We start from the raw sequence: 26,437 nt of genomic DNA, 5'->3' as shown, positions 1-26,437 counted from the left end.
TAATCTGAAGCGATTAAATACAGGAGATAATTAACAATGTATCAAAGTGATGTGTATAGCAAATAAATATCGCAGGAAGTCTATTTTTTTCCAGGCAAACTATGAAAATGCTACCACAGGCTGGCATTGAGTTAAATGCGTTTACGGGAGATGATGTAACTTCAGAGTTCTTAGACAGCCTTGATTTAGGAGAAACTATATTTCTATCCATGCCATATCCAGTCAAGCTATCACGCAGTTATATTTTATAATTCTAATATGGCTAAATCTTGTGCTACCGGCATCCTGACCGCTAGAATTATGCAGTACAACTTCTTTAGAGGTTGAAATTTAATGTCAACTCGCTCGGAAAAAGCTGTTTACTGGATTAAGTTACTTAGTAAAGATCGTAAAGTTTTATTGCAGCATTCAACACTTGTGGTATTTTGGCGTAATATTGGGAAGCAACTATTCAGAAACTTTCTCCAAACTTATGAAGTATGGGTTGAAGAACAGCAAAAATTGTAACATTGATTATAATGAATATAATTTTCATTGCCTCCCAACTTTCCCATTGTTATTTCTGCTTTTGGACGAGAGTAATGTGGTAAAATATCTATAAAAGGTTGAGTCGCTAGTTTATTGAAGGTAGGAATATGTCTTGGTTCTGAACTGACCAGTAGAAATAACATTGAAATCAAATAATTTAGGATGGTAGTTATGATTACAAAAACAGAAGAGATGACTGAAAATATAATTAAAAAAATCCAAAATTTACCCCTAAAAAATCAACAACAAATATTGGATTATGTCGAATTTATTGCTAATAAATATCAACCAGAAAAAGTTGATCCAACTCAAAAACCCCAAAAACGAATTGCTGGACTTCAACGAGAAAAAATTTGGATGAGTGATGACTTTAACGAACCTTTAGGTGATGAAATTTGGGGAATTGATCATTGGTCAGTCTATAACTGAAAATATTACTATTCTCAGCATTGATACTATTTTTGATGCTTATTCGGTTAAGAGAGTATGGTAATGTTATAATGTAATAGTTGAAATATATTTAAAAACTAATGTCAGATACAGTTATTCGTGTTGAAAATCTAGGTAAAAAATATATTATTGGACATCAACAGCAGGAACGTTATACAGCACTGCGAGATGTGATTACTGATAAGGTTAAATCTATTGGTAGTTTAATAAATCCTCAAGCTAAAAATGAAAATCCTGCTTTTGAGGAATTTTGGGCTTTAAAGGATGTGTCATTTGATATTAAACAGGGTGATAGAGTAGGAATTATTGGGCGCAATGGCGCAGGAAAATCAACACTTTTGAAGATTTTAAGCCGCATTACTGAACCAACTACAGGAAGTATTAAAATTAAGGGTAGGGTGGCCAGTTTATTGGAAGTAGGAACTGGGTTTCATCCAGAGTTGACGGGGAGAGAAAATATATTTCTCAATGGTGCAATTTTGGGTATGGGGAAGGAGGAAATTAAACGCAAGTTTGATGAAATTGTGGCGTTTGCTGAGGTGGAGAAGTTTCTGGATACGCCAGTAAAGCGGTATTCTTCGGGAATGTATGTGCGGTTGGCGTTTGCTGTGGCGGCGCATTTAGAACCGGAGATTTTGATTGTGGATGAGGTTTTGGCGGTGGGAGATGCTCAGTTCCAAAAGAAGTGTTTAGGGAAGATGGAAGATGTGGGGAAAGAGGGAAGGACAGTATTGTTTGTAAGTCATAATATGACAGCGTTGAAAAGCCTTTGTAACCAAGCAATTTCCCTAAGCCATGGTAAGATATCTCAGATTGGCTCAGTAGGAGATGTAGTTTCTAACTATTTAACATCATCATCTTCTTCAATGTTAACTGAACAAGTATGGAATGAAATCAATGCAGCACCAGGTAATGAGTATGTTCGATTGCATCGTGTATCAGTTGTACCGGAGAAAGATGTTCCATTAGATCAAATTACAGTTGCTACTCCTCTTAAGTTAGAGTTTGAATACTGGAATTTCGATCTAGATGCTTGCTTGAATCTAAGTTTACATCTTTTTAATCTTGAAGATATTTGTATCTTTGCTACCATCTCAAATCCACAAAAAATGCCTGTAGGATTGATACAGTCAGTTTGCTATATTCCAGGAAATTTATTAAATGACGGAACCTATAGAGTTCAACTTATGGTAGTCAGAAATGCTTCTATAATAATATTTAAAGACGACAACATTATGATGTTTGAAGTCAGTGATATTGAAAGGCAAGTTGATTGGTATGGAAAATGGCCTGGAGCAGTTAGACCACACTTACAATGGAAAACAGTCTCAAATATCTCAAATAAAATTTAAGGTATATTAAATCAGGAGTTATTTACAGTGAAACAAAATACTTTTAGTTATAATTTTATCCAAAAATTCACAGATAATTGGTACAATGTAGAAACAAATAATGTAGACTTAATTAGGTTTCCAGAATCATTAAGCTTTTGGGAAAAAGCTAGAAGGATAGTTAAATATACATTACTTAAATTCTTTGTTAAAAGAGGATTTGTTTATTTTCACAAGGAAACATTAAGCAAAGTAATCAAGAAACTAGAATTCATTTTTATTAACTCTAATCGGATTGAGGAAACATATAACTTGCTGGATAATGATTCCTCTCGCAATCTTATGGTTCATCTACTATTATACAGGGTGCTAGGTAGTGATAAAGTGAGATTACCATTAAATAATCCTGATTATTGGAATAATTTTAATATAATCCAACATCAGCTGCTGGAGAAATCCAACTCCTTTGCAGTTAAGTCTCTTTCTGGACAGTTGAATTTATATAAATTGCATGACATAGGATTTCCTCTATCTTTAAATGCTCACCCTCTAAATATTGTATGTACTTTTATGTTAGAACAATATTGTTATAAGAATCAAGAGAAAAGTATTCAGGCTGAACAAGGAGACTTTGTAATTGATGCTGGTGGTTGTTGGGGTGATACCGCGCTATATTTTGCCCATAAAGTCGGTCACAATGGAAAAGTATTTTGCTTTGAATTTTCTGAGTCTAATTTAACAATTTTGCGTCAGAATATTATTATAAATCCATATTTAAAAAATATTATAGAAATAGTTCCAAAAGCTATTTGGGATAAACCAGGAGAAGATTTGTTTTTTTCTGAACAAGGTTCAGGCACTTCGCTTGTCTATGATCAGGGCGGTAAATCATTGGTGTCAACAGAATCAATTGATAATTTTGTTGAAAAATTTAACATTGAAAAAGTTGACTTTATTAAAATGGATATAGAAGGCTCGGAATTAAATGCTCTCAAGGGAGCAGAGAAAACAATTAAAACTTTCAAGCCTAAACTGGCAATTTCGGTTTATCATCAAGACGATGATATTATTAAAATTCCTAATTATTTAAATAAGCTTAATATAGGATATAAATTTTTCTTTGATCATTTTACTATTCATCGTGAAGAAACTGTCTTGTTTGCGTTTGTGGAGCAGCAAATAAATTAATAATAATTTATGTCTAAGATTGTATTACTGGGTTCATCAGGTCATGCTTTAGTTGTCATAGATATTGTTCGTCAGCAGCAGATTTATGAGATTAGCGGACTTTTAGATGATGTAAATTTCAATCTTCATGGTACTTATCTTCATGGGTTGCGAATTTTGGGGGGTAAAGAACAATTAGATACTTTGAAAACCCAGGGTATAGATACAGCTTTTGTGGCGATTGGGGATTGTAACGCAAGAATTAAGCTTTCTAAATGGGTTCGTGAAAAAGAATTTAAACTGGCAACAATTGTACATAGTCAAACAGTTATTGCTCCAGACGTATTTCTAGGTTATGGAACTCTAGTTTGCGCTGGAGCAGTGGTTAATTCTGGAGCAAAAATTGGTAATAACGTCATTATCAATACTAGTTCTAGTGTTAATCATGAATGTGTCATTGAAGATGGTGTCCATATTGGACCTGGGGTTCATATTGGTGGTAGAACAACCATCAAACAAGGAGCATGGATAGGAATTGGCGCAACGGTAAGCGATCGCATTACCATCGGCGCAAATTCCATTATTGGTGCTGGAGCGGTTGTAGTGCGGGATATACCCCCTGGTGTAGTAGCCTACGGAGTTCCGGCAAGAGTTATGAGAGGTATTAAGGAGTGCTGATAAATTTGAACGACTATCTACTGAGGAAATCAACGAAAAATGTTAGCTATTGCGATCCCTACCTATAACAGTTCTGGAATTATCAAAGAAACGCTTGAATCTATAATACAAGCAGTATTAAATTGTAACACTACATATCGTGTTTATATCTTTGATGATTTTTCCACAGATAACACGGTTAACATAATAAAAAGTGTTTTTCAAGAATATCCTATCGAACTAATTGTTTTTCAATATGAAGAGAATGTTGGAGAGACAGCAAATGTTAATCGAGGCTTCCAGCAGTTAGCTTTAGATGGTGTGAAATGGGCAATGTTGATCCATCAGGATGACTTGTTGCACCCATCATGGCTTTCAGTCAGCCAAGATACTTTAACTAAAATCCCAGATAGTATAGGAATGCTATCTTGCGAAAATTTATACTCTAATAAATTTCATGATAAGTTTGAGTGTTCTAGTCTTTCAGAGATATCCGTCAACGAGCCAATATTTATAGACTACCAAGGTACTGTTGAATCAGTACATAGTTTAGCTAATAGGTGGTTTTGGAACCCCTCTGGTTCGTTAATAAGAGTAAGATCCCATAACCAGATGGGCGGTTGGCATCCGTTGCTGAAATATGCAGCTGATAATGATTTTCTTGTTCGTTTCTTTCTTGCCAAAAATTCTGTTCGACACTTTAATTTGAAAGGAATAGTAAAACGAGGACACCCCGAATCATCAACATCTCGTATGACTCGCTCAGGTGACTTTGCATTTTATTGGGTCTATTTAATGCACAAATACCTATGGCTTGTAAGTAGGAAACAAAGATTTAGAGATATAACCAAACAAATGTTTGTAGCTTTTCGGTTAGGAATTCACTTCCTTTCTAAAGGTGATTTGTATGGTTTTTGGGGACAGTTAAGCGCAATAATTATTCTGTTTCGAGGGCTAGTTGCACTGATTCCTGGATGTGAATTTGTTCTCCCAATTCGAGTTTGTACACTGCTGGATTATCAATTTCCTACTATTTCCCTAGAAAATTTGTCATAGATAAGCACAAGGTTATTTTGACCTAAAATTAAGTAAACTTCTTAAAATTAAGATTCAATGACACAAAAACTATCAGTATCAGATTTAGCTATCTTAGGTGGTTCTCCAGCATTCACCGAAAAACTACACGTTGGTCGTCCTAATATTGGCGATCGCGAACTATTTCTCAAACACGTCAATACAATTTTAGATAATCGTTGGCTATCTAATAATGGTCCTTTTGTCCAACAATTAGAACAAGAACTAGCTCAACTATTAGGTGTTAAACATTGTATTGCAGCTTGTAATGGCACTGTTGCCTTAGAAATTGCCATTAGAGCTTCTGGACTGAGTGGAGAGGTAATTGTCCCTTCCTTCACATTTATAGCTACCCCCCATGCTTTACAGTGGCAGGAAATTACACCTGTGTTCTGTGATATTGACCCAGTAACTCATCTAATCAATCCAGATAGAATTGAATCTCTAATTACACCCCGAACAACAGGTATTTTAGCAGTTCATCTTTGGGGACAACCCTGTAATGTTGAAGCACTGACAGAAATTGCCAACCGTCACAATTTAAAGCTTTTATTTGATGCTTCTCATGCTTTTGGCTGTTCTTATCACGGTCAAATGATCGGTGGATTTGGAAATGCAGAAGTTTTTAGTTTTCATGCTACCAAGTTTTTTAATACCCTAGAAGGGGGAGCAATTGTTACCAATGATGACGAATTAGCATCCAAAATTAGGTTAATGAAGAATTTTGGTTTTTCAGGCTATGAAAATGTCATTTATATCGGTACTAATGGCAAAATGAATGAAGTCTGTGCAGCGATGGGGTTAACTTCCCTCAAAAATATGGAACAGACAATTGAAATCAATCAAAGAAATTACCATTTTTATCAACAGCAATTAGCTGAAATTCCCTCTGTTCGGCTTCTAGATTATGATGAATCTGAAAAGTTTAATTATCAATACATTGTCTGTGAGTTAAATACTGATATTACAGAATTTAGTCGGGATCAATTTATCGAAATATTGTGGGCAGAAAACATTTTAGCTAGGCGTTATTTTCATCCTGGTTGTCACCGAATGGAACCTTATCGCTCTTATTTTCCTCATGCTGGTTTGCTATTACCACACACCGAAAAAGTGGCTGACCGAGTTTTTTTATTACCTACTGGTCAAACAATAAACCCAGCAATGATAGAATCCATTTGTCAATTGATCAAATTGATTTTAATAAACAGTCAAGATATTATCTCTAAACTAGAACAAAGTGGTCATGTCAACTCATTTTTCATCAACTCCCTTAGTCAGCTTCACCGTAACAGCATATAACACTGAAAAATATATTGCCGAATGCCTAGATAGTATTTTTGCACAAAAGGGAAATTATGATTTTGAGGTTGTCGTTGTTGATGATGCCTCCACAGATGCTACAGAACAAGTAATTCGTTCTTATACTGATCAGCGACTTCGATATATTCGACATACTAGCAATCAAGGAGCTTTTGCAACAGTTAATCGAGGTTTTCAGGAAGCCAAGGGTCAGTTTGTTACCAGAATAGACTCAGATGATCGCTATCGCTCAGATTTTTTATTAACAGTTGTTCCCATTTTGCAAAAGTATCCTGAAGTCGGATTAGTATATGGTGATATAGCCATGATTGATCCTCAAGGAAAAATTACTGTCCCAGAGGGAAATGTGCTGCGTCAAAATCTACCAGCAAAGGGAAACGAACTGATTCCCTTATTAGAAAAAAATTATTTACCAGCACCAACTACAATCGCTAGAAAAGAAGCATGGGATGAAGGTTTACCTGTACCCCGTGGATTTGACTTTTGCGATTGGTATCTTTCAACTAGTATTGCTAAGAAGTGGGATTTTTATTATTGCGATCAAGTATTAGCTGATTATCGTGTTCATCCTCAAAACCATCACCGATCTATTATTCTTGATAAAACAGGGGAATCAATCATCTTTCAAGTGCTAAAACAAGTGTTTAGTGAAACTGAACGTCAAGATGAAAAAAGCAAAGCTAAGTCAAGAGTTTATGGGATTAATTATCTCACATTAGCTAATCAATACTTTGGTGCTGAAATGCTAGGTGATGCACGTCGTTGTTACATAAAAGCAATTCAGTATCAACCCCATTTTGCGTTACACTCAGATATTTTAATTCATTTGTTTGGAACTCTCGTAGGTCAAAAAGTATATGAACAACTAAAAATTGTTACCAAACAGGTATTACAAGTAAGGTAATCACAGCGATCGCACTGAAATATCGTCAAATAAAGCAATATACCTTGACATACACGCGAGATTAGTTAACTGAATAATTTTCTGTGAACCTAATCAGTATTTAAATTCAAATTCTTTGGGTGAAAATATGAGTTTTTACAAAATCCTAAAACCATTAGGCTTTCATTTCCACAACTTGATATCAAAATCAAAATTCTTTTCGAGAATCTATATAGATTTACTAGGAGATATTTGTCATCTATTACCAAATAATTCCATAAATAAGCGTATTCTAAATAGCATAAACTCAATTCAATGGACTAAATTTCAATTGAAACATAGAACCGTTCAATTGTGTAATAATATAACTTTTCAATTGATTCCTCACTTACATGAATTTGATTCAGAGGCCATAGTTACTAAATATGTTACTTATGAACAAGAAGTTTTTGCTTATTTAGAAAGCAACATATCAGAATATGATTCGGTTATAGAAATAGGTGGAAATGTAGGAATATTTTCTCTTTTCTTTTATGAAACTTTCTTAAAGTATCACAAAATTGAAAAGCCTTTTAACCAGTACAGAAAGAGGTTTGCAACACAGGAGAAAGCAATAATAGAAAATAATAAATTTATTTAATATGAAAATTATCCACCTTCCCTTCTGCTTTGATCCAGATCCTATGGGTGGAACAGAAATCTATGTAGAAGCATTAGCAAGAGAACTAACAAAACAAAATATCACTAATATCATAGCCGCCCCAGCCGCAAAAAACCAATCCTACATCTACAACCAAATCCAAATTAGACGCTTTGCTATCTCCTCACAAGTCAAACATTTAAAAGAAATCTATGGAGAAGGAGATCAACTTGGTGCTATAGAATTTGGTAAAATTCTCGACGAAGAAAAACCCGATTTAATTCATCTCCATGCTTTCACTCGTGGTGTTTCCTTACGCATAGTTAGACTGGCTAAATCAAGGGGAATTCCCGTAATATTCACCTATCACACTCCCACCGTTAGCTGTCAAAGAGGAACATTATTACAGTGGGGAAGTCAAGTATGTAATGGAGAAATAGATTTAAATAAATGTACAGCTTGCGCCCTACAAGCATTGGGAATTAATCAAAAGATCGCCCAAATTATTACCCATTTACCTCCTATAATTGGCGAAACACTATCTAAAGCTAATCTGAGTGGTGGGATTTGGACAGCATTACAAATGCGGGAATTAGTTAATTGTCGTTCTCAAGCTTTTCAATCCCTCATGGGAGAAGTTGACCATATTATAGCAGTATGTAATTGGGTCAAAGATATTCTCATTATCAATCAAGTCCCTGATGAAAAAATTACAGTCATTCGTCAAGGCTTATGTCAAGAGATTCCAGAAAATTTTGTTCAATCTGCTAATAATACAAAGAATCAGCCTTTAAGGTTAGTATATTTCGGTCGTCTTGACCCAACTAAAGGAGTTGAAATTCTCATTCAAGCCCTTCTATCCAAGCCCCAACTTCATGCTACCTTAGACATTTACGGAATTTCTCAATTTACCTCAATCAATTCTTATGAAAAGCAAATTCAAAATTTAGTTCAAAGTGATCCGAGAATTAATTTTAAACCCCCCGTATCTGCTGCACAAGTAGTCCAAACCATGAAAGAATATGACCTACTTGCTGTACCTTCTCAATGGTTAGAAACTGGACCAATGGTGGTTTTAGAAGCTTTTGCGGCTGGTATTCCTGTTATGGGGTCAAATTTAGGAGGAATTGCTGAATTAGTCCAGCATCATGTTAATGGTATATTGGTCGAAGCCAGTTCTATTAACGCCTGGGCTGATGAATTAGAGCAGCTTTGTCGGCATAGGGATAAGTTAGATCAGCTAAAAAGGGGAATTAGTCCCCCGCAAATGATGAAATTAGTAGCTGAGAAAATGAATATTCTCTATAGCAATATCCTGTTTTAAAACAATCAATCTATAAATAAAGTACAACAAAAAAATGAACTACAGCACTAAATATTATCAGACTTTACTTTCCATTCGTCCTGCTCAACTAGGTAATCTGGTTAAACAGGTTTTACAAGTTAAACGCAAGCATATTAAAACTGATTCTGGCTACACATTTTACGCAGATCCAGTTTCCGTATTTGGTTTCACATTATTGTCTGAAGGTATTTATGAATCTCAGATGACAAAACTGCTAGAATCACTTCTACGATCTTCAGATATTTTTGTTGATATTGGAGGAAATGAAGGATATTTTTCAGTAATTGCTTCATCTTTAGTTCAGAATGGTAAGGTTTACTGTGTTGAACCTCAGAGCAGATTACAGTCTATTATTTCCGAAAATATCAAGATTAATAATTCTAATGCCATTGAACTATATCGTTTAGCAATCTCAAATCAAGCAGGGGAGGTTGAACTTTTTCTCAGACCTTCTACAAATACAGGAGCAAGTAGTCTATTTCGTCACTGGAAAATTGGTTCTATCAAGGAAACTGTACCTGCTATTACTTTAGATGAATTCTTTCAGCAAAATTCAATAAATCGTGTTCGTTTATTGAAGGTAGATTGTGAAGGTGCAGAATATTTAGTTTTTGGAGGTGGTAAAAATGTAATTGAGCAAAAGTTAATTGAGTTTATTGCGTTAGAGTATCATCCAACGATATGTGGAAGTGATAAATGTATTGAAATTCATCATCAACTGTGTAGCTCCGGTTATATTCTAACTAAAGTAAATGATCAATGTATATATCATCTCCCAGGAGGAGAAAAGGAAGTAAAATCTTTAGGTGAGTTAACTGTTAACTGTAACTGGGATGCTTAAAAACTGTTCAATAACTTATCTAGCAATAGGTATTAAAAACTAATCTCCAAAAATTAAACCCCTTTTATTAATTAAAAGGCGATAAAATTATGCGTTTAGTAGAGAAATTAAGCACTAATGTTTTAAACCCCGTTCAAGTTGAAACCTATAGTTTTTTCTCAGACATCCTCTTAAGTTTTCAAGATGGATGGTGACTGGGTAGTTGTTATGGATTGTGATTTACAAGATAGACCAGAAGAAATTCCTCGACTTTATGCAAAAGCTCAAGAAGGTTATGATGTTGTCTTAGCGAGGAGAGGGAAACGAAAAGATCCTCCACTAAAACGCCTAACTTCATGGTTATTTTACCATATTTTCAATTATTTTACTGAACTGCAATATGATGGTGAAGTTGGCAATTTTCGGATAATATCTCGACAAGTTTCCCAGAGTTTTTGTCTAATGCGTGAACGACTGAGATTTTTTGGCGGATTAGTAGATTGGATGGGATTTCCTACTGCTAGTATTGATGTTTTTCATGAAGAACGCTTTGCTGGGAAAAGTACCTATACCTTTGCTAAGTTATGGAAACTAGCCAGCGAAACAATTATAGCTTATTCTGATAAACCCCTAAGATTAGCAATTAAACTAGGTTTTATAATTTCTGCTTTTGCCTTCACTTATGGAATCTATATACTTATTGAAGTTTTGGTTTATGGTTCAACTGTCACTGGCTGGAGTATTATTATTGTTTCGTTATATTTTTTGGGAGGAATGATTATTTCTATTTTAGGAATTATAGGCGTTTATTTGGGGAAAACTTTTGATGAAATCAAGAAGAGACCTTTATATTTAGTTAGAAACTCAACATTCAATCTAGGTACTACTAAAAACTTATCCAATAGACTAGAAAAATCAGTTAATTTATATGTTTGAGGATGTTATTGCTACGCCGTGGGATTCTAGAGTGTTTGGAATTAATACATTTGAGATTGTATATACTTCTGATGTAAGCTTAAAAGAAACATTAGAAAAGATTTTTCAAGAAAACCACTTGGGTCATTATACAGTTAAGATAAATCCGCTAAATAATAAAAAGATATTGCATGAATTTGGGTTTTATTATTGTGATACTTTAATCCAACCTTACTGTACTTCTGACAATTTAGTGACATATCAAAAAGAAGGAATAAAAATTTCCGATTTAGTAGATATAGAACAATTGAGTAATAGTGTTTACGGCGCATTTAGTCATGGTCGGTTTCACAGAGATTTTAAATTGAAAAAACATCTAGCTGATATTCGATATGATTTATGGTTGAGGGAACTTCATCAATCAAAGCAAGTTTTTACACTGATGATTTCTGAAAAAGTAGCTGGTTTTTGGGGTTATTCAAATAATAAAATACTCCTTCATGCCTTGACTGAAGAATATCGAGGAAAAGGAGTTGCAAAATACTTTTGGAGTATTGCTTGTCAAAAATTATTTGAAAAAGGTTATTCTGAGTTAACAAGTTCTATATCTGCATCCAATATTGCCGTTTTAAATCTCTACTCGTCTTTAGGATTTAAGTTTAGAAATCCAGTAGATATTTATCATTTACTTTTAGAGTAATTAAAGGTTGTCATGTGAGATAAAATAATTGCTGTGAATAGTACATATTACATATTTCATTTTTGTGAGTCAGTAGATAAAAATTAGTCCACAGCGTAATATTTAGACCCCCATACCAAGATGCCCCAAATTACCCAAGGAATTCGCTCAATCCTTTCAATCCCTTTGTTTTATAGCTTATTTCAAAAAATCCTAGGCCAAGATAGAGCCTATAATATTCTGATTAAAAATTATCTCAGACCCAGTATCGGCGATCGCATACTAGATATTGGTTGTGGCCCTGCTGATCTATTATCCTACTTACCCCAAGTAGAGTATATAGGATTTGATGCCAGTTCAAAGTATATTAGTGATGCCAAAAAGCGTTATGGCAATCAGGGAACCTTTATCTGTGAACTAGTCACATCTGAACAACCTCACATATAGGGAATATTTTGATATTGTTGTAGTGTTTGGAGTATTACATCATCTTGACGATATAGAAGCAGAAAAACTGTTTAAATTAGCTCACACTGCCTTAAAACCCGGAGGCCGATTAGTAGCTGTTGAGAACTGCTACACAGAGAATCAATCCCCCCTTGCCAGATGGATTATATCTAAAGACCGGGGACAAAATGTAAGGGATGAAAAAGGTTACTTAAATCTGGGGTATAATTTCTTCCCCCCCCACATACATCCTGTAACATCCGTCATGATTTATTAAGGATACCCTATACTCATATCATTATAGAATGTATAAAACATGATTAAATGGAAAAATCATATATTATTTTTAATAAACAATAATTTTCGATGAAAATCTGCCCCCAATGTCACCATCATTTTAACCAACCTAACTGGGATTGTCCCGCCTGTGGTTACACACCCCCAATATTAGATGGACACCAGAGCTTTGCACCGAAACTCGCAGCGGCCAGCGAAGGATTTGAGGCCTCAGCCTTTCCCATACTAGCAAAACTAGAAGCCAAAAACTTCTGGTTTCGCGCCCGCAACCGCTTAATCATATACGCCATTAAACATTACCTCCCCCACGCTCAAACCTTCCTAGAAATTGGCTGCGGAACTGGCTTTGTCCTTCAGGGAATTGAAAAACACCTCCCCCACCTCATCACCTCCGGTAGTGAAATATTTACTACCGGCTTAGAATTTGCCACAAACCGCCTGTGTAAAACTACACTATTTCAAATGGATGCCCGTAATATCCCCTTTGCCGAGGAATTTGATATTATTGGAGCTTTCGACGTTCTGGAACACATCGAAAAAGATGAAGATGTACTTACGCAAATGTATCAAGCTATTCCAATCGGGGGGGGTATAATACTGACTGTCCCCCAACATCCCTGGTTATGGAGTCAAGCTGATACCTACGCTCACCACGTCCGCCGCTATATCAAACAAGATTTAATCACCAAATTACAGCAAACAGGATTTAAAGTAGTAAAAGTTACCTCTTTTGTTTCTCTGCTCTTACCCTTAATGCTACTTTCTCGACTCAATCAGCGCTCATCTAAAAATTATGACCCCACCAGTGAGTTAAAAATTAGTGGCACTTTAAATTACCTCTTAGAGAAAATTTTAGATGTAGAACGCTGGTTGATTAAACTAGGTTTTTCCTTTCCCTGGGGCGGCTCTTTGTTAGTAATTGCCTACAAACAATAACCCATGAATAAAATACCTTTTAACAAACCTTACATGACCGGTAAAGAGCTATGGTATATTAGCCAAGCTCACCACGCCGGACAACTCGCAGGGGATGGTAACTATACCAAAAAATGCCATCAATGGCTAGAAAAACATACCCACTCCCATAAAGCCCTCCTGACTCACTCCTGCACCGCCGCCCTAGAAATGTCAGCTATTTTAGCTGATTTGGAACCAGGAGACGAGGTAATTATGCCCAGTTATACCTTCGTTTCCACCGCCAACGCCTTTGTTCTCAGGGGAGCTATTCCCGTATTTGTAGATATCCGCCCCGACACCCTCAATTTAGATGAAACCCTAGTAGAAACAGCTATTACACACCGCACCCGCGCCATTGTTCCCGTCCATTATGCTGGGGTTGGTTGTGAAATGGATACCTTACAACACATTGCCACCAAACATCAACTATTGTTAATTGAAGATGCAGCCCAGGGACTGATGTCATCCTATAAAGGAAAACCCCTTGGTAGTTTTGGTGACTTGGCTTGCTTTAGTTTCCATATGTTTCCAGAGTTGGAAGTTCCACAGATTGAAACGGTTGTCATGGCTATTGATAGGTATTTTTTCTAAAAACCTAAAAATATTTCTTTGACTTTGAAAATGCAATCCCCTAAATTCACGATTAAACCATACAATGTACAGTTATAAAGCTCATGAACAAAAAAATCTTTTCATCAAAAAATTTGATCCGTTTTGTGAGTTATTTAATAATTGTTTCTTGTATTTTTTTATTTGTGATATTTGGCTTATTGAAATGGCCAGGCTTACATCATGATAGTAGCTTATACGCAACGCCGATTTTAAATCTTGCCGTGGGTAATGGGTGGCTATTTGATGCTTATACTCCTGCATTAGTTGCTAGAGATTCAAATGAGTATTCATTTCATGGGGTACTGTATCCGATAATTTTTGGTTTTTTACTTAAAAGCACTACCTACGAAAAATTATTTTTTTGGATTGCTATTACAAACGCTTTAACATTTACAGTCTACACATTTTTGTTTTACCGGACAATCGAGACAAAAAATTCTGCTTGGGGTGTTCTTATTGCGACAATTTTTGGTATTACATCAGGTGCAATATGCTTATATTTGCAAGGAAGACCAGAGCATTTAGCACCCTTGCTTACCTCACTTCCTATGTTAGCAAGAGAATACAGTATTACTCGTAAATATTCTCGTTATTTCACATACCTAACTTTAGGTCTTTTATTTATTCTCTCCCCCCTTGTAGGCATAATTTATGGAATGGGAATACTATTTTGGGTATCTTTACATTACAAACAAAAATTATTGAGGGAATTGTTATTAGTTGGATTGATATCTACTGGCACTATTATTAGTATAATTCAAGTTTTTTGTTCATTTTCAACTTTAGATTGGATACATAATGTTTTTCTAGTTGGTAATGGTAGCATTATTCCCATAGATTGGTGGAGATTAACATCCAATGGGTTTTCTCTATCTACTCCAGCTTGGAATTTTTTGGTTATTGCAATTGTTTTCTTGGTTTTTAGAACTCTTTGGCAGAGAAAGCTATTTATAGTGTTCACTATATGGTTTATTTTGGGCTATTATCTTTTGCAAAAAGTCCAAGTATATGGATATGTCGGCTTATTTCCTTTACTCCTCCTGATGACAGTTGGCAAAAATCAGGAGTGGATAATTAATATAAGCAAAATTCAAAAGAAATTGATTAGTAGCGCCAGTATTATGTTTTCTGTTTTGTATTCTGCTGTTTTTATCAGGTTAATTTTATTATTCATACTTTATTGGCAACATGGTGTTTCATTTGAAAAAACGGCATCAAATCTACGTGAAATGATTAGCAAATCAAACCAAAATGGTGATTCTATTGCTTTTGATTGGATGAATAACCCCTGTTTTATCCTTTTTGGAAAAGCAGGCGACTCTTTTGTTACTGCTGAAAGCTCAATTATTGGTCAAGATTCAGATTCTTTATTAACTAATTACGAAAGAAAGTTCTCAAAAAAAATAATATATATTGTATTGCCTCAGAAAGGTCATCTTTCAAATCCCCCGCAAACATTGAATCAAGGAATGTTCAATCTGGTATATGATGGATGGAGTAAAAAGCGTGCTAGTTTTATGGGTGTTAAATTAGGTGGTGCTATGCCAGGTTATCAATTTGCACTTTATAAACGAACTGTAAATTAGTATTCAGTCCTACCAGAGTTTCTAATAACTTATGTTGTCGAACTGTAAACTCATTAATAGTTTTTTTAATTTTTTTGGAGGTTAGTTAAAATGTTATTAAATGTAAAAAAAACATTACTTGATTTTCAATCTCTACTTGATCGTAGATTTTGGACTATTTGGAGTTTAGTATTACTAGTAGTATTTATAATACACTCCTTCACTCTGACTATATCTCCTATTGTTTACCCTGATGAAGCCTACATTATCGAATATGGCAGAATCGTTCTAGAACCACACACGCATTGAGATATACTTTGTTGATCTTGAAAGCGATCGCTAATTTATAAAATCTCAAATTGGTCCTTGGCGATCGCCCTTAAAGAATATACTTTAGAAATGCCAGCGATAAGATATATAAAACTATACTAACAGGTCAGGCGATCGCTCCGCTCGGATTAGGCATCACAACTTAGTATATAATGTGATTATAGAGTCTAGATCAACCAGTACAGGCGATCGCTAATTATGAAATCTCAAATTGGTTCTTGGGGAAATTCTTTAGCCTTGAGAATGTGTCAACCTAGCCAGGCTATTAACGAATGTTACCGAGTCCTTAAGCCCGGGGGAATTATGGTTCACACAACCTGCTTTATGACACCTTTTCACGGGAGTCCAACTTTTGGAGTTCCTGGAAATGCCGATTATTGGCGATATACTCCTCATGGATTACAGTTTTTATGTCAAAAATTCTCGAAAGTGATCGCAGCCGATGGTTGGGGTAATCCATTTATGCCTATTCTTGGAGGTTTGGGACTTATTCATAAACCGGTCCCAAATGCACTTTGGCATCCCTTACATAAATTAGCCATGTATGATCGTAAATCTTATTCCTATGTGGTTTGGGTAATTGCACAAAAATGATTAAATCAAAAAATCATAAATCAAATCGCATCTTATATATCCAATACACAAACCCCGCAGGTTATCCCCCTTTAGAACATAGTTCTCGGATTTTAGCTCAAGCCGATTGGGAGGTGCTGTTTTTAGGTACAGGAGCATCAGGCGCGGACGCTTTAAGGTTTCCACCGCATCCTCATATTACTATCTATCAAATACCCTTTTGTCATCCTGGGTGGCGGCAAAAGTTACATTACATTAGATATTGTTTTTGGGTGTTGATATGGGTGTTACGTTGGCGACCTCAATGGGTATATGCTTCAGATTTCTTAATTTGCCCGATAGCTTTAATATTGACTGTTTTCCCCCAGATAAAAGTTATTTATCACGAACATGATTCACCAACAAGAAAGGCTGAAAGTTCATTTATCAGTTGGTGTTTACAAGCAAGAGAAAAATTAGCACGTCGAGCTAAATTCTGTATTTTACCTAATCAGCAAAGAGCAGATTTATTTGCATTACAAACACAAATTGATCATCAAGTTCTTTGTGTTTGGAATTGTCCAAGTAAAGAAGAAGTACCTCATGCCAATATATTAAATGACAAAGATGAATTATGGCTTTGGTATCATGGCTCAATAGTTCCTACTCAACTCCCTTCTACTATCATTAAAGCTTTAGCAAATTTACCCGACAATGTTAAACTTAGGATAGCTGGATATGAAACTACCGGGCATCGGGGTTATGTGCAAGAATTACAAACATTAGCAAATACAATAGGTATAGGCGATCGCATTCAGTATGTAGGAACATTATCTAAACGCTCAGAACTACTGGAATGGTGCAGTAAATGTAATATCGGTTTATCACTATTTATTAAACCTACCAGAGAACCAATGACAGGTGCTTCCAATAAACCCTTTGACTACCTAGCTTGTGGTTTACCCTTAGTAGTGTCAGATTTGCCAGACTGGAAACAAATGTATGTTGAACCCGGTTATGGATTAGCCTGTAATCCTCAAGATGCTAATAGCATTGCTGATGTTATCCGCTGGTATTTGGAACATCCTTTGGAAATGAAAGCAATGGGGGAAAAAGGTAGACAAAGGATTTTAAATGAGTGGAATTATGAAACTCAATTTGAAGTGGTTAAAAATCAAATCAGAAGTGTTGAATGTTAAGATTTTGAGGATTGTGTCCAAGTTGTGCATTGGTATTGGTGATATCAAATTTGATCAATTAATGACTCTATTCTCAATAGACAATGGGTTTTACCTGGGTAAAACGCAAAGATTGTAAAGTTTTATTGCAGAATTCAACACTTGTGAAATCAAATGAATTAAATTCTAATAGAAACTAGTTTTATTTCTTGATCAAGGTTCAGTTGAATTGCTTTACTTAATGAGATTGAATATTATGGTGACGTTAAACGAACAAATATGCCCATCTTGCGGGGGACAAAGCTCTGCAATTGGTATATCTTTTGATGAAGATGTGCTTCATTGTCAGGATTGTGATTTATGCTTTCTAAAAAAATCGGTACGCCCTAATTCTGCTAATGATAATGGCTGGTATTCGGAGTTAAGAGATTGTTCTCAAAATGCAGCCAATAATTTGGTTGCTGAAATGCAGGATTCCTATTTACGTCAACTCTCTACTTTAGAAAAAGTATCTCATGGGAGAAATATTTTAGATGTTGGTTGTGGAATTGGCATTTTTTTGGCAGTTGCTAAATCTAGGCAGTGGAACGTCTTCTTTTCAAATATTATTTGCCAATGATAATTGATAACTTAGGTAATCCTTTTTCCAAAGGACAATGGATAGTAGGTTATTTTACAAAGAAAGAATAATTGAATAATTTGGAGTTAAACATGGAAGTTAGAAATCAGTATATAGAAAATCCATTTTTTTCTATTTGTATTCCTCAATATAATCGCACTTCATTTTTGATTGAAGCCTGTAAAGTTCTAGCACAGCAGACATTCAAGAATTTTGAAGTGTGTATTTCCGATGATCAATCTAATGATGGTCGTGAGCAGGAATTAATTGCATACTTACAAAATTCAGGCTTATCTTTCATTTACAAAAGACAGGAAAAAAATCTGAGATATGATGCCAATATCCGTAGTAGTATTGCTTTAGCCCAAGGTAAATACTGCTTTCTACATGGTAATGATGATTGTCTAGCTTCATCTACTACTCTGGAAGAAATATGTCAACAAATACAAAAGTATGGTTCACCAGGAGTCATTATTACTAACTATGAAGACTGGAAAACTGGACAAAAGAATCAACGTCTTCGTCAATCACAATTATTTGATGCTGGCGTAGAAACTGCCGCTACCCACTTTAGAAATGTTGCTTTTGTCACGGGTGTAATTATTGATAGAGTCAAAGCACAGGAATGTTATACAGATAAGTGGGATGGTTCAGAAATGTACCAAATGTATGTAGTTTCTAAAATTATAGCCGGTGGTTCTTCTCTCTTAGAACTGAAGATATCAGCCGTGAAAAAAGATATTTACATCCCCGGCGAAAGCGTTGATAGTTATGCCAAAACACCTGTATTGAATCCTTGCCCAATTGTCGAGAGAAAATTACCAATGGTGTTAATTGGCCAAGTGGTAGCGGATGCAATTTCTCCCTATCTGGATACATCTAACCGCGATAGAATCATAGAATCTATTTTTCTGCAATTATATCTATTTACCTATCCTTTTTGGATAATTGAATATCGGCGTGTTCAGTCTTGGAAGTATTCCCTTGGTATCTGTCTAGGTATTCATCCTAAAAATACTTTTCTTAAAATAAAATTGGGATGGTTAAGAATAATTAAACTTTACTGTCTATACATGATTATTTGTGCAACAGGCTTGATTCTGCCAATAAAACTATTTGATCAATTACGAGGAATGTTATTTTCATTGTCCAAATCCATGTTTTTGAGCAAACAAGTTGTTCCATTAAGCACTCATGAATAGATTAGTTTTTGCTTGAAGAAAAAAACGAGAAATCTTTTAAATCCAATAAATAATAGGGAAATTATATCAATGAAGACGATAGCTAATAATAAAAGAACCCTCTTAAATTTGGGTTGTGGTCAAACTAGACCAGATAATTGGATTAATACTGATTGCTCTCTTAATAGCTTGTTACAGAAAATGCCATTAATAAATTTTATACTAACAAAGATTTATAATCGAACCTCTTACAGATCAAGCAATGCTATCTATATGGACTTAAATAAACGCTGGAAATTTATCTCTGGTAGTGTTGATGTTGTTTATTCCTCACACGTTTTTGAACACTTAACTTTGGTCACGGCTAAACTTTTTATTCAAGAAGCATATCGTGTAATTAAACCTAGTGGAGTAATTAGGATAATTGTTCCCGACTTATATAAATTATCTAAAGATTATATTCAGAAATATGAAACTGGACAGCAAGATGCTTATAAGGAATTTTTGTATGCACTAAATTTACATCAAGAAGGAACATATTCAACAGAGCGAAACTTTTTAGAAAAGTTTTTGAATTTAATTCAAGGCTATCCACACCAACATAAATATATGTATGATTCTTTATCTTTAAGAAAAATTATATCTGATGCTGGGTTTATTGATATTTGTGATTCTTCTTATGCAGTGAGTTCATATATTCCAGAAATTCATGAAGTAGAGTTTACGAAAGAAGGTATCCCTTCAGTATATATTGAAGCGATAAAACCAGTTAACTAAATCTTATTTGTTTATTCCTATATATGGGCTTAATTTTAGTTGGTGGCTCTGGAGGAACTAATGTTGGAGATGCTTTCCTAAAAGCAGCCGTTAAATTAAATCTAGATCCTGTCTTATATCATAATCTTCTGGCCTATCAAGCCCCTAAATGGCTAAAAACCATTAATTGGCATCTGCGAGGTAAATATCCATCAAATTTGAATACATTTAGCCAAGATGTAGTTAAACAATGTGTCAACCTACAACCCCAATGGCTATTAACCACAGGAATAGCTGCTATTAACAATTTAGCCCTACAACAGATTGGTGAAATGGGAATTAAAAGGTTAAATTTTCTCACCGATGATCCTTTTAACCCTGCTCACTACGCACCCTGGTTTTTAAAAGCCTTACCCCATTACGACGTTGTTTTTTCTCCCCGTCGTGCTAATATACAAGACCTGCTGAACGCAGGTTGTCCGAGAGTAGAATATCTACCCTTTGGTTATGATAATGAATTATTCTATCCCGAAGACCCATCTAACATCAACCCAGATGCAACAGTTCCCGATGTTGTTTTTGCAGGAGGGGCAGACCGCGATCGCGTTCCTTATATGAGTGCTTTAATCCAATCAGGCATCAATTTAGCCCTATATGGTAGTTATTGGGAAAAATACCCAGAAACTAAGGCTCATACTCAAGGTCAAGCCGATGTTTCCACTCTCAGATTAGCCATTGGTCGTGCTAAAATTTCCCTATGTTTAGTCAGAAAAGCAAATCGTGATGGTAACTGTATGAGAACCTTTGAAGTCCCGGCCATTGGTTCATGTATGTTAACTGAAGATACCTCAGAACATCGAGAAATTTTTGGTCAAGAAGGTGAAGCAGTTGTTTATTTTAATACTATCGCAGAAATGCTAGAAAAAACCCATTGGTTGTTAGATCATGAACAAGAACGCCAACGTTTAGCCCAAAATGCCCATTTACTAATTACTCAAGGCAGCCACACTTATGGAGATAGACTAAAAACAATGTTATCTATTTAATAAGTATTAATCAGCATTAAACTAATAAATATGACACCATTAAAAATAGCTATTGTTGTCCACGGTCGCTTTCATGCTTTCGACCTAGCTAGAGAATTAATTAAGCAAGGAAATGATGTTACTGTATTTACTAACTATCCTAAATACATAGTAGAGAAATTTGGTATTCCTCCAGTTCATGTTCGTAGTTTTTTATTACATGGCATTTCTAGCCTCATCTTTCACAAGTTAAATCAGCTATTACCTATACCTAGTTTTGAATCCCTTCTTTCTCCCTTATTTTCCAAATGGGCTAGTGACAATATATCGAAAAAAGATTATGATTTGGTTTATTGCTTTAGCGGGGTAGCTGAAGAATTATTTATATCCTTACGCACTAAGGATAAAACCCTATCTACTCTAGTTAGAGGCTCTGCTCATATAGTAGTTCAAAAACAACTATTAGCAGCCGAGGAAATCCGTGTAAATTCACTTATAAATTCACCCTTAAAGATAGATCAGCCAAGCAATTGGATAATATCCAGAGAAAAAAGAGAATATGAATTAGCAAGTATAATAATTGTGCTTTCTAAATTCGCTCAAACATCTTTTATTCAACAAGGTATTAAACCCCAAAAAGTAAAAGTTCTTCCTCTTGGCACTCAGTTGAGTTTATTTCATACCGATCCAAAAGTAATTCAAGCCCGCTGTCAAAGAATTTTATCTGGACAACCGTTAAGGGTTTTATTAGTTGGTACTTTTTCCTTACGAAAAGGTGCGATTGATTTCGTTGAAATCGCTAAAAATGCTGGTTCTAATTTCCAGTTTAAATTTGTGGGGACAATAGCCCATGATGCCCGTTTTTTATATCAAACCAATCATCAATATATTGACTTTATTTCTAAACAACCTCAGTCCGAACTTCCTCAGCAGTATGCAGAAGCAGATATATTTATCTTTACCACAATAGAAGATGGTTATGCTGTGGTGCTATCCCAAGCACAAGCAGCAGGTTTGCCGATTTTAGCCACAACCAATTGTTCCGCGCCGGATATCATAGTAGAAAATGAAACTGGGTGGGTATTACCAATTCGCTGTCCCCAAGGTTTTATAGACAGGCTAAAATGGTGTCACGAAAACCGTCAAGAATTAGCAGACATGGTACAGAAAATATACCAAGACTTTCAACCACGAGATTGGACTGATGTTGCTAAAGATCTCACTATAATTGCTAGAGATTTTTTACACCAAGGACAAAAGTAACTTCATGGAAAATCGCTCCGAGTTAATTATCTGGCTGATAATTTGGGTAGTAATATGTGCGGTTCTAATCCGCAACCAATGGAGTCGTAAAGTTCCTAGCACTGGTTTACCCCTTGCCTACTTATTATCCTTATCAATGATTCATTTTTTTGGAGGACTTATCTACGCCTTACCTTGGTATAATCCCAGAAGTGCCTACTTATTGCAATCTGGAGCCTCCTATGCCGAAGTTGCCGCCGGTTTTGTCGAAAGCGTCTACGGTGTCATAGGCTTTGGTTTAGGTAGCACTGTCTTAGCTTACTGGATACTAGGCACATTTCAACCAAGTTGGCTCAGATCAGTTCCCCAAAAACCTGATTTGCAACTACCCAAACAGTTACTACAAGTGGGATTATTTTTCATGCTGATTATCACTCCCACTATTGGTCGTTTACCCGGTTTTCAGGGCTTTAGTACATCAGGGGTCTACTTAATTGTTGCATCATTATGTTTGGCTTGTTGGAAAGCATGGCATGAGCAAGATAAAAAAGCTTTTTTCTTCTGGCTTGCTGTCAGTTGTAGTATACCCCTAATTACCATTAACCTTCTCGGTTTTATTGGTTATGGAGCTGCGGCTACCCTAGTTATCTTGATTTTTATATCTAGTTTTTATCGTCCCCGTTGGCATATTTTGATAACCGGATTTTTAATATTTGCTTTAGGACTATCTGTATTTGTTACCTACATGAGAGATAGAGGAGAAATTAGAGCCACAGTATGGGGGGGACAGGGTTTAGAAGCAAAATATGAACGCATGGTCAATACCTTTAGCAAATTTGAAATCATTGATTTTACTAACCAACTACACTTAGAAACCATTGACACCAGGCTAAATCAAAATGGATTGGTTGGCAAATCTGTTTACTACATTAATAGTAGACAAGTAGATTATGCTTTAGGTAGAACGTTATTAGGTGCAGTTACCGCACCTATTCCTCGACTTCTATGGCCTGACAAACCTAGCTTTGGTGGCAGCGGGAACAGTAGTGGAAAGATTGTTACTTTATATACAGGACAAAACTTTGGGGCTGGTACTAGTGTGGGTGTGGGGCAAGTTTTAGAATTCTATCTCAATTTCGGGTCTATAGGGGTTTTTATCGGTTTTATGGTTTTTGGGGTAATGATCAGAATTGTTGATGTCACGGCAGCTTATAAATTATTGTATGGCAATTGGTTAGGGTTTGCTTCTTGGTTTTTACCGGGTTTGTCCATGCTTCAGCCTGGGGGTGCATTAACAGAAGTTACAGCTTCTTTTGCGGCTTCAGCAGTGTTAATGATTCTCATTAGAAAATTTGTCCTAACAAAATCTTCAAAGTTAAAATTGTGGGAACTTAATAATGAACATCAATGAAGAATCAAAGTTGCCTAAAATTAAAACATCGTTTCCACCTCTGGTTTCCCAACTTATTTGAATTTACAGGTGGAATCCAAACCTACTCGGCTTTTTTCCGCCAAGCTATCCAAAATATCTCCCCTAATTCTGACTATCGGGTATTTATTAAGCATGATAAAAAACCTGCTCCTGATTTTACCACTGTAGCCTCAACTAAATTCCATTGCACTGGAACAATTCCATTATCACTGAGAACTCCTGCTTTTGCGGCTCAACTATTTGGACGGGGAATTTTACAAAGTCCTGATTTAATCATCTCTACTCACTTGAATTTTACCCCAGTAGCTAATCAATTAAAACAACTTCGGGGCATTCCTTATTGGACAATTGCTCATGGTGTAGATGCTTGGAACATTGACAACCCTAAATTACAACAGGCATTACATCATGCTGATCGCATTTTAGCAGTTAGTGGCTATACCCGCGATCGCCTCCTGAAAGAACAAAACCTCGACCCCGAAAAAATCTCCGTACTCTATAATACATTTGATGCCGATAAATTTGTACCCGCATCTAAACCGACCTATTTATTAGACCGATATCAACTTAAACCAGAACAACCAATTATTTTAACAGTAGGTAGATTATCAGCATCAGAACAGTATAAAGGCTATGACCAAGTTATCCGAGCCATACCAAAAATTCGTGACCTAATTCCCGATGTTCATTATATCATTGTGGGTAAAGGAGATGATAAAATCAGAATTGACCAATTAATTACCGAATTAAAATTAGAAACCTGTGTCACTCTGGCTGGGTTTGTTGCCGACGCTGAACTTTGTGATTACTATAATCTTTGTGATATTTTTGCCATGCCCAGCAAAGGCGAAGGTTTTGGTATAGTTTATTTAGAAGCATTAGCCTGTGGTAAACCTGTGTTAGGAGGAAATCAAGATGCAGCAATAGACGCTCTTTGTCATGGTAAACTAGGGGCATTGGTAAATCCTGATGATGTAGATGAAATTGCCCAAACTATTACCCAGATTCTCCAAAGTACGTATCCTAATCCTTTAATGTATCAACCCGAATCCTTGCGTCAACAGGTTATTGATACCTTTGGTTTCGAGCAGTTTCAGAAAACTTTGGCTGGATATTTGCACCGATTATGAAACCAGATCATACAATCAGGAAGCCAGGGAATAAGTTTCCCCGCTAATAGCTCAAGTTCGACTTAAACGACTAATTTTGATGAAGTTGATATAAACGAGGATTTAGCGAAGGTAAAAACTTTGATGTAAGATACTGGGGAATTCAGGAGTTATTAACTTGCTTTACCAAGGAAATTGGTGATTCAACAGTCTCAATAGATGGTTTTTTTGGTTTAGGTATCCAAAAATCAGATATTGATTTATTACCATTAAAGTATAAATTAGTGGTTACAGCCTCTGAAAGCTTAAAGACTTTGAGTCTATTTGTACCTTTTTTAAAATATGTGGCTGATAGTGTTTACATAAAATCTTTGAAAAACTAGTTCATTATAACCTATCTTCCGCACCCTCAACAGTCCTGAAGATGTTTAAAGACAAATTCCCAACCTCTTAAGATCAAATTCCGATTTAATACTAACTTGTAATATATATAGAATATGTGTGGAATTGCGGGTATTATCAAACTAAATACCAACTATGGTAATTTAGAAGCAAAAATTGAAAAGATGCAAACTGCACTAAAACATCGTGGACCAGATGATGCAGGTATTTATATTTCAACTGACAAACAAGCAGCTTTAGCTCACACTCGACTTTCTATTCTTGATCTCAGTTCCGCTGGACATCAACCCATGTCTACCAGTGACGGACGATATTCAATTACTTTTAACGGAGAAATTTACAACTTTCAAGAACTGCGAGAAAATCTCATTTCCCAAGGTGAAAAATTTCATTCTCAAACAGATACAGAGGTAATTCTCAAACTTTATCAAAAAATTGGTTTCAATTGTGTCCAACATTTACGAGGAATGTTTGCCTTTGCCATTTGGGATGATTTAGAAAAAACTTGTTTTTTAGCTCGTGACCCTTTAGGAATTAAACCACTTTATTATTACCAATTAGGTACAACTTTAGTATTTGCTTCCGAACTCAGAGCAGTTTTAGCATCTGGTTTACCTGCAATTAATATGAGTGTGGAAGGATTATATGGTTATTTAACAACCGGTTCAGTTCCCGAACCATACACCCTAATCACTGACATTCATTGTTTACCCGCTGGTAATTGGCTATATTGGCAAAATGGAAATACTACCAAAAAGCAATATTGGCAAATAAGTTTTACTCCTGAAGCAATTTCTCCTCCAGAAGCGCAAGAAATAGTCCGTAAAGCTTTATTAGATTCCATTCAACATCATTTTATCAGTGATGTACCCGTGGGAATTTTCCTCAGCGGAGGTATTGACTCTACAACCATTCTCGCTC

The 26,437-nt window shown here is 35.6% G+C and carries 26 protein-coding genes; all 26 read left to right on the top strand.

Going from position 1 to position 26,437, the window contains the following annotated elements; translation table 11 throughout:
- Positions 1 to 699 precede the first annotated feature (699 nt).
- The gene (vapB, locus tag ACIR131C_RS0117555; protein ID WP_028091252.1) at positions 700 to 957 is read left to right on the top strand and encodes a type II toxin-antitoxin system VapB family antitoxin; all 258 of its coding nucleotides are present in this window, start codon (positions 700 to 702) and stop codon (positions 955 to 957) included.
- 101 nt (positions 958 to 1,058) lie between these two features.
- Positions 1,059 to 2,330 (top strand): ABC transporter ATP-binding protein, encoded by a 1,272-nt coding sequence (locus tag ACIR131C_RS0117550; RefSeq protein WP_028091251.1) that lies wholly within the window; start codon positions 1,059 to 1,061, stop codon positions 2,328 to 2,330.
- Positions 2,331 to 2,357: 27 nt separating this feature from the next.
- The gene (locus tag ACIR131C_RS23190; RefSeq protein WP_051347610.1) at positions 2,358 to 3,497 is read left to right on the top strand and encodes an FkbM family methyltransferase; all 1,140 of its coding nucleotides are present in this window, start codon (positions 2,358 to 2,360) and stop codon (positions 3,495 to 3,497) included.
- A gap of 9 nt (positions 3,498 to 3,506) precedes the next feature.
- Positions 3,507 to 4,154, top strand: coding sequence for an acetyltransferase (locus ACIR131C_RS0117540; RefSeq protein WP_028091250.1), 648 nt, complete (start codon positions 3,507 to 3,509; stop codon positions 4,152 to 4,154).
- 39 nt (positions 4,155 to 4,193) lie between these two features.
- Positions 4,194 to 5,189, top strand: a complete 996-nt coding sequence (locus ACIR131C_RS0117535; protein ID WP_028091249.1) for a glycosyltransferase family 2 protein — start codon at positions 4,194 to 4,196, stop codon at positions 5,187 to 5,189.
- A gap of 57 nt (positions 5,190 to 5,246) precedes the next feature.
- Positions 5,247 to 6,509, top strand: coding sequence for an aminotransferase class I/II-fold pyridoxal phosphate-dependent enzyme (locus tag ACIR131C_RS23185; protein ID WP_051347609.1), 1,263 nt, complete (start codon positions 5,247 to 5,249; stop codon positions 6,507 to 6,509).
- On the top strand, positions 6,454 to 7,434 hold the full coding sequence (locus ACIR131C_RS0117525; protein WP_028091248.1) for a glycosyltransferase family 2 protein: 981 nt from the start codon (positions 6,454 to 6,456) through the stop codon (positions 7,432 to 7,434). Before ACIR131C_RS23185 ends, ACIR131C_RS0117525 begins: the two co-directional genes overlap by 56 nt.
- Positions 7,435 to 7,744: 310 nt before the next feature.
- On the top strand, positions 7,745 to 8,053 hold the full coding sequence (locus tag ACIR131C_RS26890; RefSeq protein WP_155963172.1) for a hypothetical protein: 309 nt from the start codon (positions 7,745 to 7,747) through the stop codon (positions 8,051 to 8,053).
- 1 nt (position 8,054) lies between these two features.
- Positions 8,055 to 9,377, top strand: coding sequence for a glycosyltransferase (locus ACIR131C_RS0117515; protein WP_028091246.1), 1,323 nt, complete (start codon positions 8,055 to 8,057; stop codon positions 9,375 to 9,377).
- Between the two features lie 34 nt (positions 9,378 to 9,411).
- Positions 9,412 to 10,239: an FkbM family methyltransferase gene (locus ACIR131C_RS0117510; protein WP_028091245.1), complete on the top strand. Its 828-nt coding sequence runs from the start codon at positions 9,412 to 9,414 to the stop codon at positions 10,237 to 10,239.
- Between the two features lie 183 nt (positions 10,240 to 10,422).
- A complete protein-coding gene (locus ACIR131C_RS23180) occupies positions 10,423 to 11,154 on the top strand; it encodes a glycosyltransferase (protein WP_081677219.1) in 732 nt (243 codons plus the stop codon).
- Positions 11,147 to 11,833 carry a GNAT family N-acetyltransferase gene (locus ACIR131C_RS0117500; protein ID WP_028091244.1) on the top strand — a complete coding sequence of 229 codons (687 nt, stop codon included), beginning with the start codon at positions 11,147 to 11,149 and terminating at the stop codon, positions 11,831 to 11,833. The genes ACIR131C_RS23180 and ACIR131C_RS0117500 overlap by 8 nt, the downstream gene beginning before the upstream one ends.
- Before the next feature lie 406 nt (positions 11,834 to 12,239).
- The gene (locus tag ACIR131C_RS27370) at positions 12,240 to 12,536 is read left to right on the top strand and encodes a methyltransferase domain-containing protein (RefSeq protein ID WP_081677218.1); all 297 of its coding nucleotides are present in this window, start codon (positions 12,240 to 12,242) and stop codon (positions 12,534 to 12,536) included.
- 89 nt (positions 12,537 to 12,625) lie between these two features.
- Positions 12,626 to 13,492, top strand: coding sequence for a class I SAM-dependent methyltransferase (locus tag ACIR131C_RS0117490; RefSeq protein ID WP_028091243.1), 867 nt, complete (start codon positions 12,626 to 12,628; stop codon positions 13,490 to 13,492).
- A gap of 3 nt (positions 13,493 to 13,495) precedes the next feature.
- The gene (locus tag ACIR131C_RS23170) at positions 13,496 to 14,104 is read left to right on the top strand and encodes an aminotransferase class I/II-fold pyridoxal phosphate-dependent enzyme (RefSeq protein ID WP_081677217.1); all 609 of its coding nucleotides are present in this window, start codon (positions 13,496 to 13,498) and stop codon (positions 14,102 to 14,104) included.
- 83 nt (positions 14,105 to 14,187) lie between these two features.
- Positions 14,188 to 15,711, top strand: coding sequence for a hypothetical protein (locus ACIR131C_RS0117480; RefSeq protein WP_028091242.1), 1,524 nt, complete (start codon positions 14,188 to 14,190; stop codon positions 15,709 to 15,711).
- 507 nt (positions 15,712 to 16,218) lie between these two features.
- Positions 16,219 to 16,614 carry a hypothetical protein gene (locus ACIR131C_RS23165; protein ID WP_051347606.1) on the top strand — a complete coding sequence of 132 codons (396 nt, stop codon included), beginning with the start codon at positions 16,219 to 16,221 and terminating at the stop codon, positions 16,612 to 16,614.
- Positions 16,611 to 17,771: a glycosyltransferase gene (locus ACIR131C_RS23160; RefSeq protein ID WP_035372379.1), complete on the top strand. Its 1,161-nt coding sequence runs from the start codon at positions 16,611 to 16,613 to the stop codon at positions 17,769 to 17,771. Before ACIR131C_RS23165 ends, ACIR131C_RS23160 begins: the two co-directional genes overlap by 4 nt.
- A 235-nt stretch (positions 17,772 to 18,006) precedes the next feature.
- Positions 18,007 to 18,369, top strand: coding sequence for a class I SAM-dependent methyltransferase (locus ACIR131C_RS0117465; protein WP_028091241.1), 363 nt, complete (start codon positions 18,007 to 18,009; stop codon positions 18,367 to 18,369).
- Positions 18,370 to 18,461: 92 nt separating this feature from the next.
- Positions 18,462 to 19,571, top strand: a complete 1,110-nt coding sequence (locus ACIR131C_RS23155) for a glycosyltransferase (protein ID WP_051347605.1) — start codon at positions 18,462 to 18,464, stop codon at positions 19,569 to 19,571.
- A 69-nt stretch (positions 19,572 to 19,640) separates the two neighbouring features.
- Positions 19,641 to 20,327, top strand: a complete 687-nt coding sequence (locus ACIR131C_RS0117455) for a class I SAM-dependent methyltransferase (RefSeq protein WP_028091240.1) — start codon at positions 19,641 to 19,643, stop codon at positions 20,325 to 20,327.
- Between the two features lie 23 nt (positions 20,328 to 20,350).
- Positions 20,351 to 21,352 carry a CgeB family protein gene (locus tag ACIR131C_RS0117450; RefSeq protein ID WP_028091239.1) on the top strand — a complete coding sequence of 334 codons (1,002 nt, stop codon included), beginning with the start codon at positions 20,351 to 20,353 and terminating at the stop codon, positions 21,350 to 21,352.
- A gap of 30 nt (positions 21,353 to 21,382) precedes the next feature.
- On the top strand, positions 21,383 to 22,594 hold the full coding sequence (locus ACIR131C_RS0117445; RefSeq protein ID WP_035372377.1) for a glycosyltransferase family 4 protein: 1,212 nt from the start codon (positions 21,383 to 21,385) through the stop codon (positions 22,592 to 22,594).
- 4 nt (positions 22,595 to 22,598) lie between these two features.
- The gene (locus ACIR131C_RS0117440) at positions 22,599 to 23,984 is read left to right on the top strand and encodes a hypothetical protein (RefSeq protein WP_028091237.1); all 1,386 of its coding nucleotides are present in this window, start codon (positions 22,599 to 22,601) and stop codon (positions 23,982 to 23,984) included.
- A complete protein-coding gene (locus ACIR131C_RS0117435; protein WP_028091236.1) occupies positions 23,981 to 25,135 on the top strand; it encodes a glycosyltransferase in 1,155 nt (384 codons plus the stop codon). Before ACIR131C_RS0117440 ends, ACIR131C_RS0117435 begins: the two co-directional genes overlap by 4 nt.
- Before the next feature lie 476 nt (positions 25,136 to 25,611).
- On the top strand, positions 25,612 to 26,437 hold an 826-nt coding region (gene asnB, locus ACIR131C_RS23150), incomplete at its 3' end, for an asparagine synthase (glutamine-hydrolyzing) (protein WP_231395490.1).

Source organism: Dolichospermum circinale AWQC131C (genome assembly GCF_000426905.1).
GTDB lineage: Bacteria > Cyanobacteriota > Cyanobacteriia > Cyanobacteriales > Nostocaceae > Dolichospermum > Dolichospermum circinale.
This window is presented reverse-complemented; position numbering and strand designations above follow the sequence as displayed.

Coding starts and splice junctions, on each gene's coding strand:
- ACIR131C_RS0117445 (WP_035372377.1), top strand. CDS start 21,383: ATGACACCATTAAAAATAGCTATTGTTGTCCACGGTCGCTTTCATGCT.
- ACIR131C_RS0117515 (WP_028091246.1), top strand. CDS start 8,055: ATGAAAATTATCCACCTTCCCTTCTGCTTTGATCCAGATCCTATGGGT.
- ACIR131C_RS23165 (WP_051347606.1), top strand. CDS start 16,219: ATGAAATCTCAAATTGGTTCTTGGGGAAATTCTTTAGCCTTGAGAATG.
- ACIR131C_RS0117465 (WP_028091241.1), top strand. CDS start 18,007: ATGGTGACGTTAAACGAACAAATATGCCCATCTTGCGGGGGACAAAGC.
- ACIR131C_RS23155 (WP_051347605.1), top strand. CDS start 18,462: ATGGAAGTTAGAAATCAGTATATAGAAAATCCATTTTTTTCTATTTGT.
- ACIR131C_RS23180 (WP_081677219.1), top strand. CDS start 10,423: ATGGATGGTGACTGGGTAGTTGTTATGGATTGTGATTTACAAGATAGA.
- vapB (WP_028091252.1), top strand. CDS start 700: ATGATTACAAAAACAGAAGAGATGACTGAAAATATAATTAAAAAAATC.
- ACIR131C_RS0117525 (WP_028091248.1), top strand. CDS start 6,454: ATGTCAACTCATTTTTCATCAACTCCCTTAGTCAGCTTCACCGTAACA.
- ACIR131C_RS0117480 (WP_028091242.1), top strand. CDS start 14,188: ATGAACAAAAAAATCTTTTCATCAAAAAATTTGATCCGTTTTGTGAGT.
- ACIR131C_RS0117435 (WP_028091236.1), top strand. CDS start 23,981: ATGAAGAATCAAAGTTGCCTAAAATTAAAACATCGTTTCCACCTCTGG.
- ACIR131C_RS0117440 (WP_028091237.1), top strand. CDS start 22,599: ATGGAAAATCGCTCCGAGTTAATTATCTGGCTGATAATTTGGGTAGTA.
- ACIR131C_RS0117455 (WP_028091240.1), top strand. CDS start 19,641: ATGAAGACGATAGCTAATAATAAAAGAACCCTCTTAAATTTGGGTTGT.
- ACIR131C_RS0117550 (WP_028091251.1), top strand. CDS start 1,059: ATGTCAGATACAGTTATTCGTGTTGAAAATCTAGGTAAAAAATATATT.
- ACIR131C_RS0117510 (WP_028091245.1), top strand. CDS start 9,412: ATGAACTACAGCACTAAATATTATCAGACTTTACTTTCCATTCGTCCT.
- ACIR131C_RS23160 (WP_035372379.1), top strand. CDS start 16,611: ATGATTAAATCAAAAAATCATAAATCAAATCGCATCTTATATATCCAA.
- ACIR131C_RS23185 (WP_051347609.1), top strand. CDS start 5,247: ATGACACAAAAACTATCAGTATCAGATTTAGCTATCTTAGGTGGTTCT.
- ACIR131C_RS0117500 (WP_028091244.1), top strand. CDS start 11,147: ATGTTTGAGGATGTTATTGCTACGCCGTGGGATTCTAGAGTGTTTGGA.
- ACIR131C_RS0117490 (WP_028091243.1), top strand. CDS start 12,626: ATGAAAATCTGCCCCCAATGTCACCATCATTTTAACCAACCTAACTGG.
- ACIR131C_RS0117540 (WP_028091250.1), top strand. CDS start 3,507: ATGTCTAAGATTGTATTACTGGGTTCATCAGGTCATGCTTTAGTTGTC.
- ACIR131C_RS23170 (WP_081677217.1), top strand. CDS start 13,496: ATGAATAAAATACCTTTTAACAAACCTTACATGACCGGTAAAGAGCTA.
- ACIR131C_RS0117535 (WP_028091249.1), top strand. CDS start 4,194: ATGTTAGCTATTGCGATCCCTACCTATAACAGTTCTGGAATTATCAAA.
- ACIR131C_RS0117450 (WP_028091239.1), top strand. CDS start 20,351: ATGGGCTTAATTTTAGTTGGTGGCTCTGGAGGAACTAATGTTGGAGAT.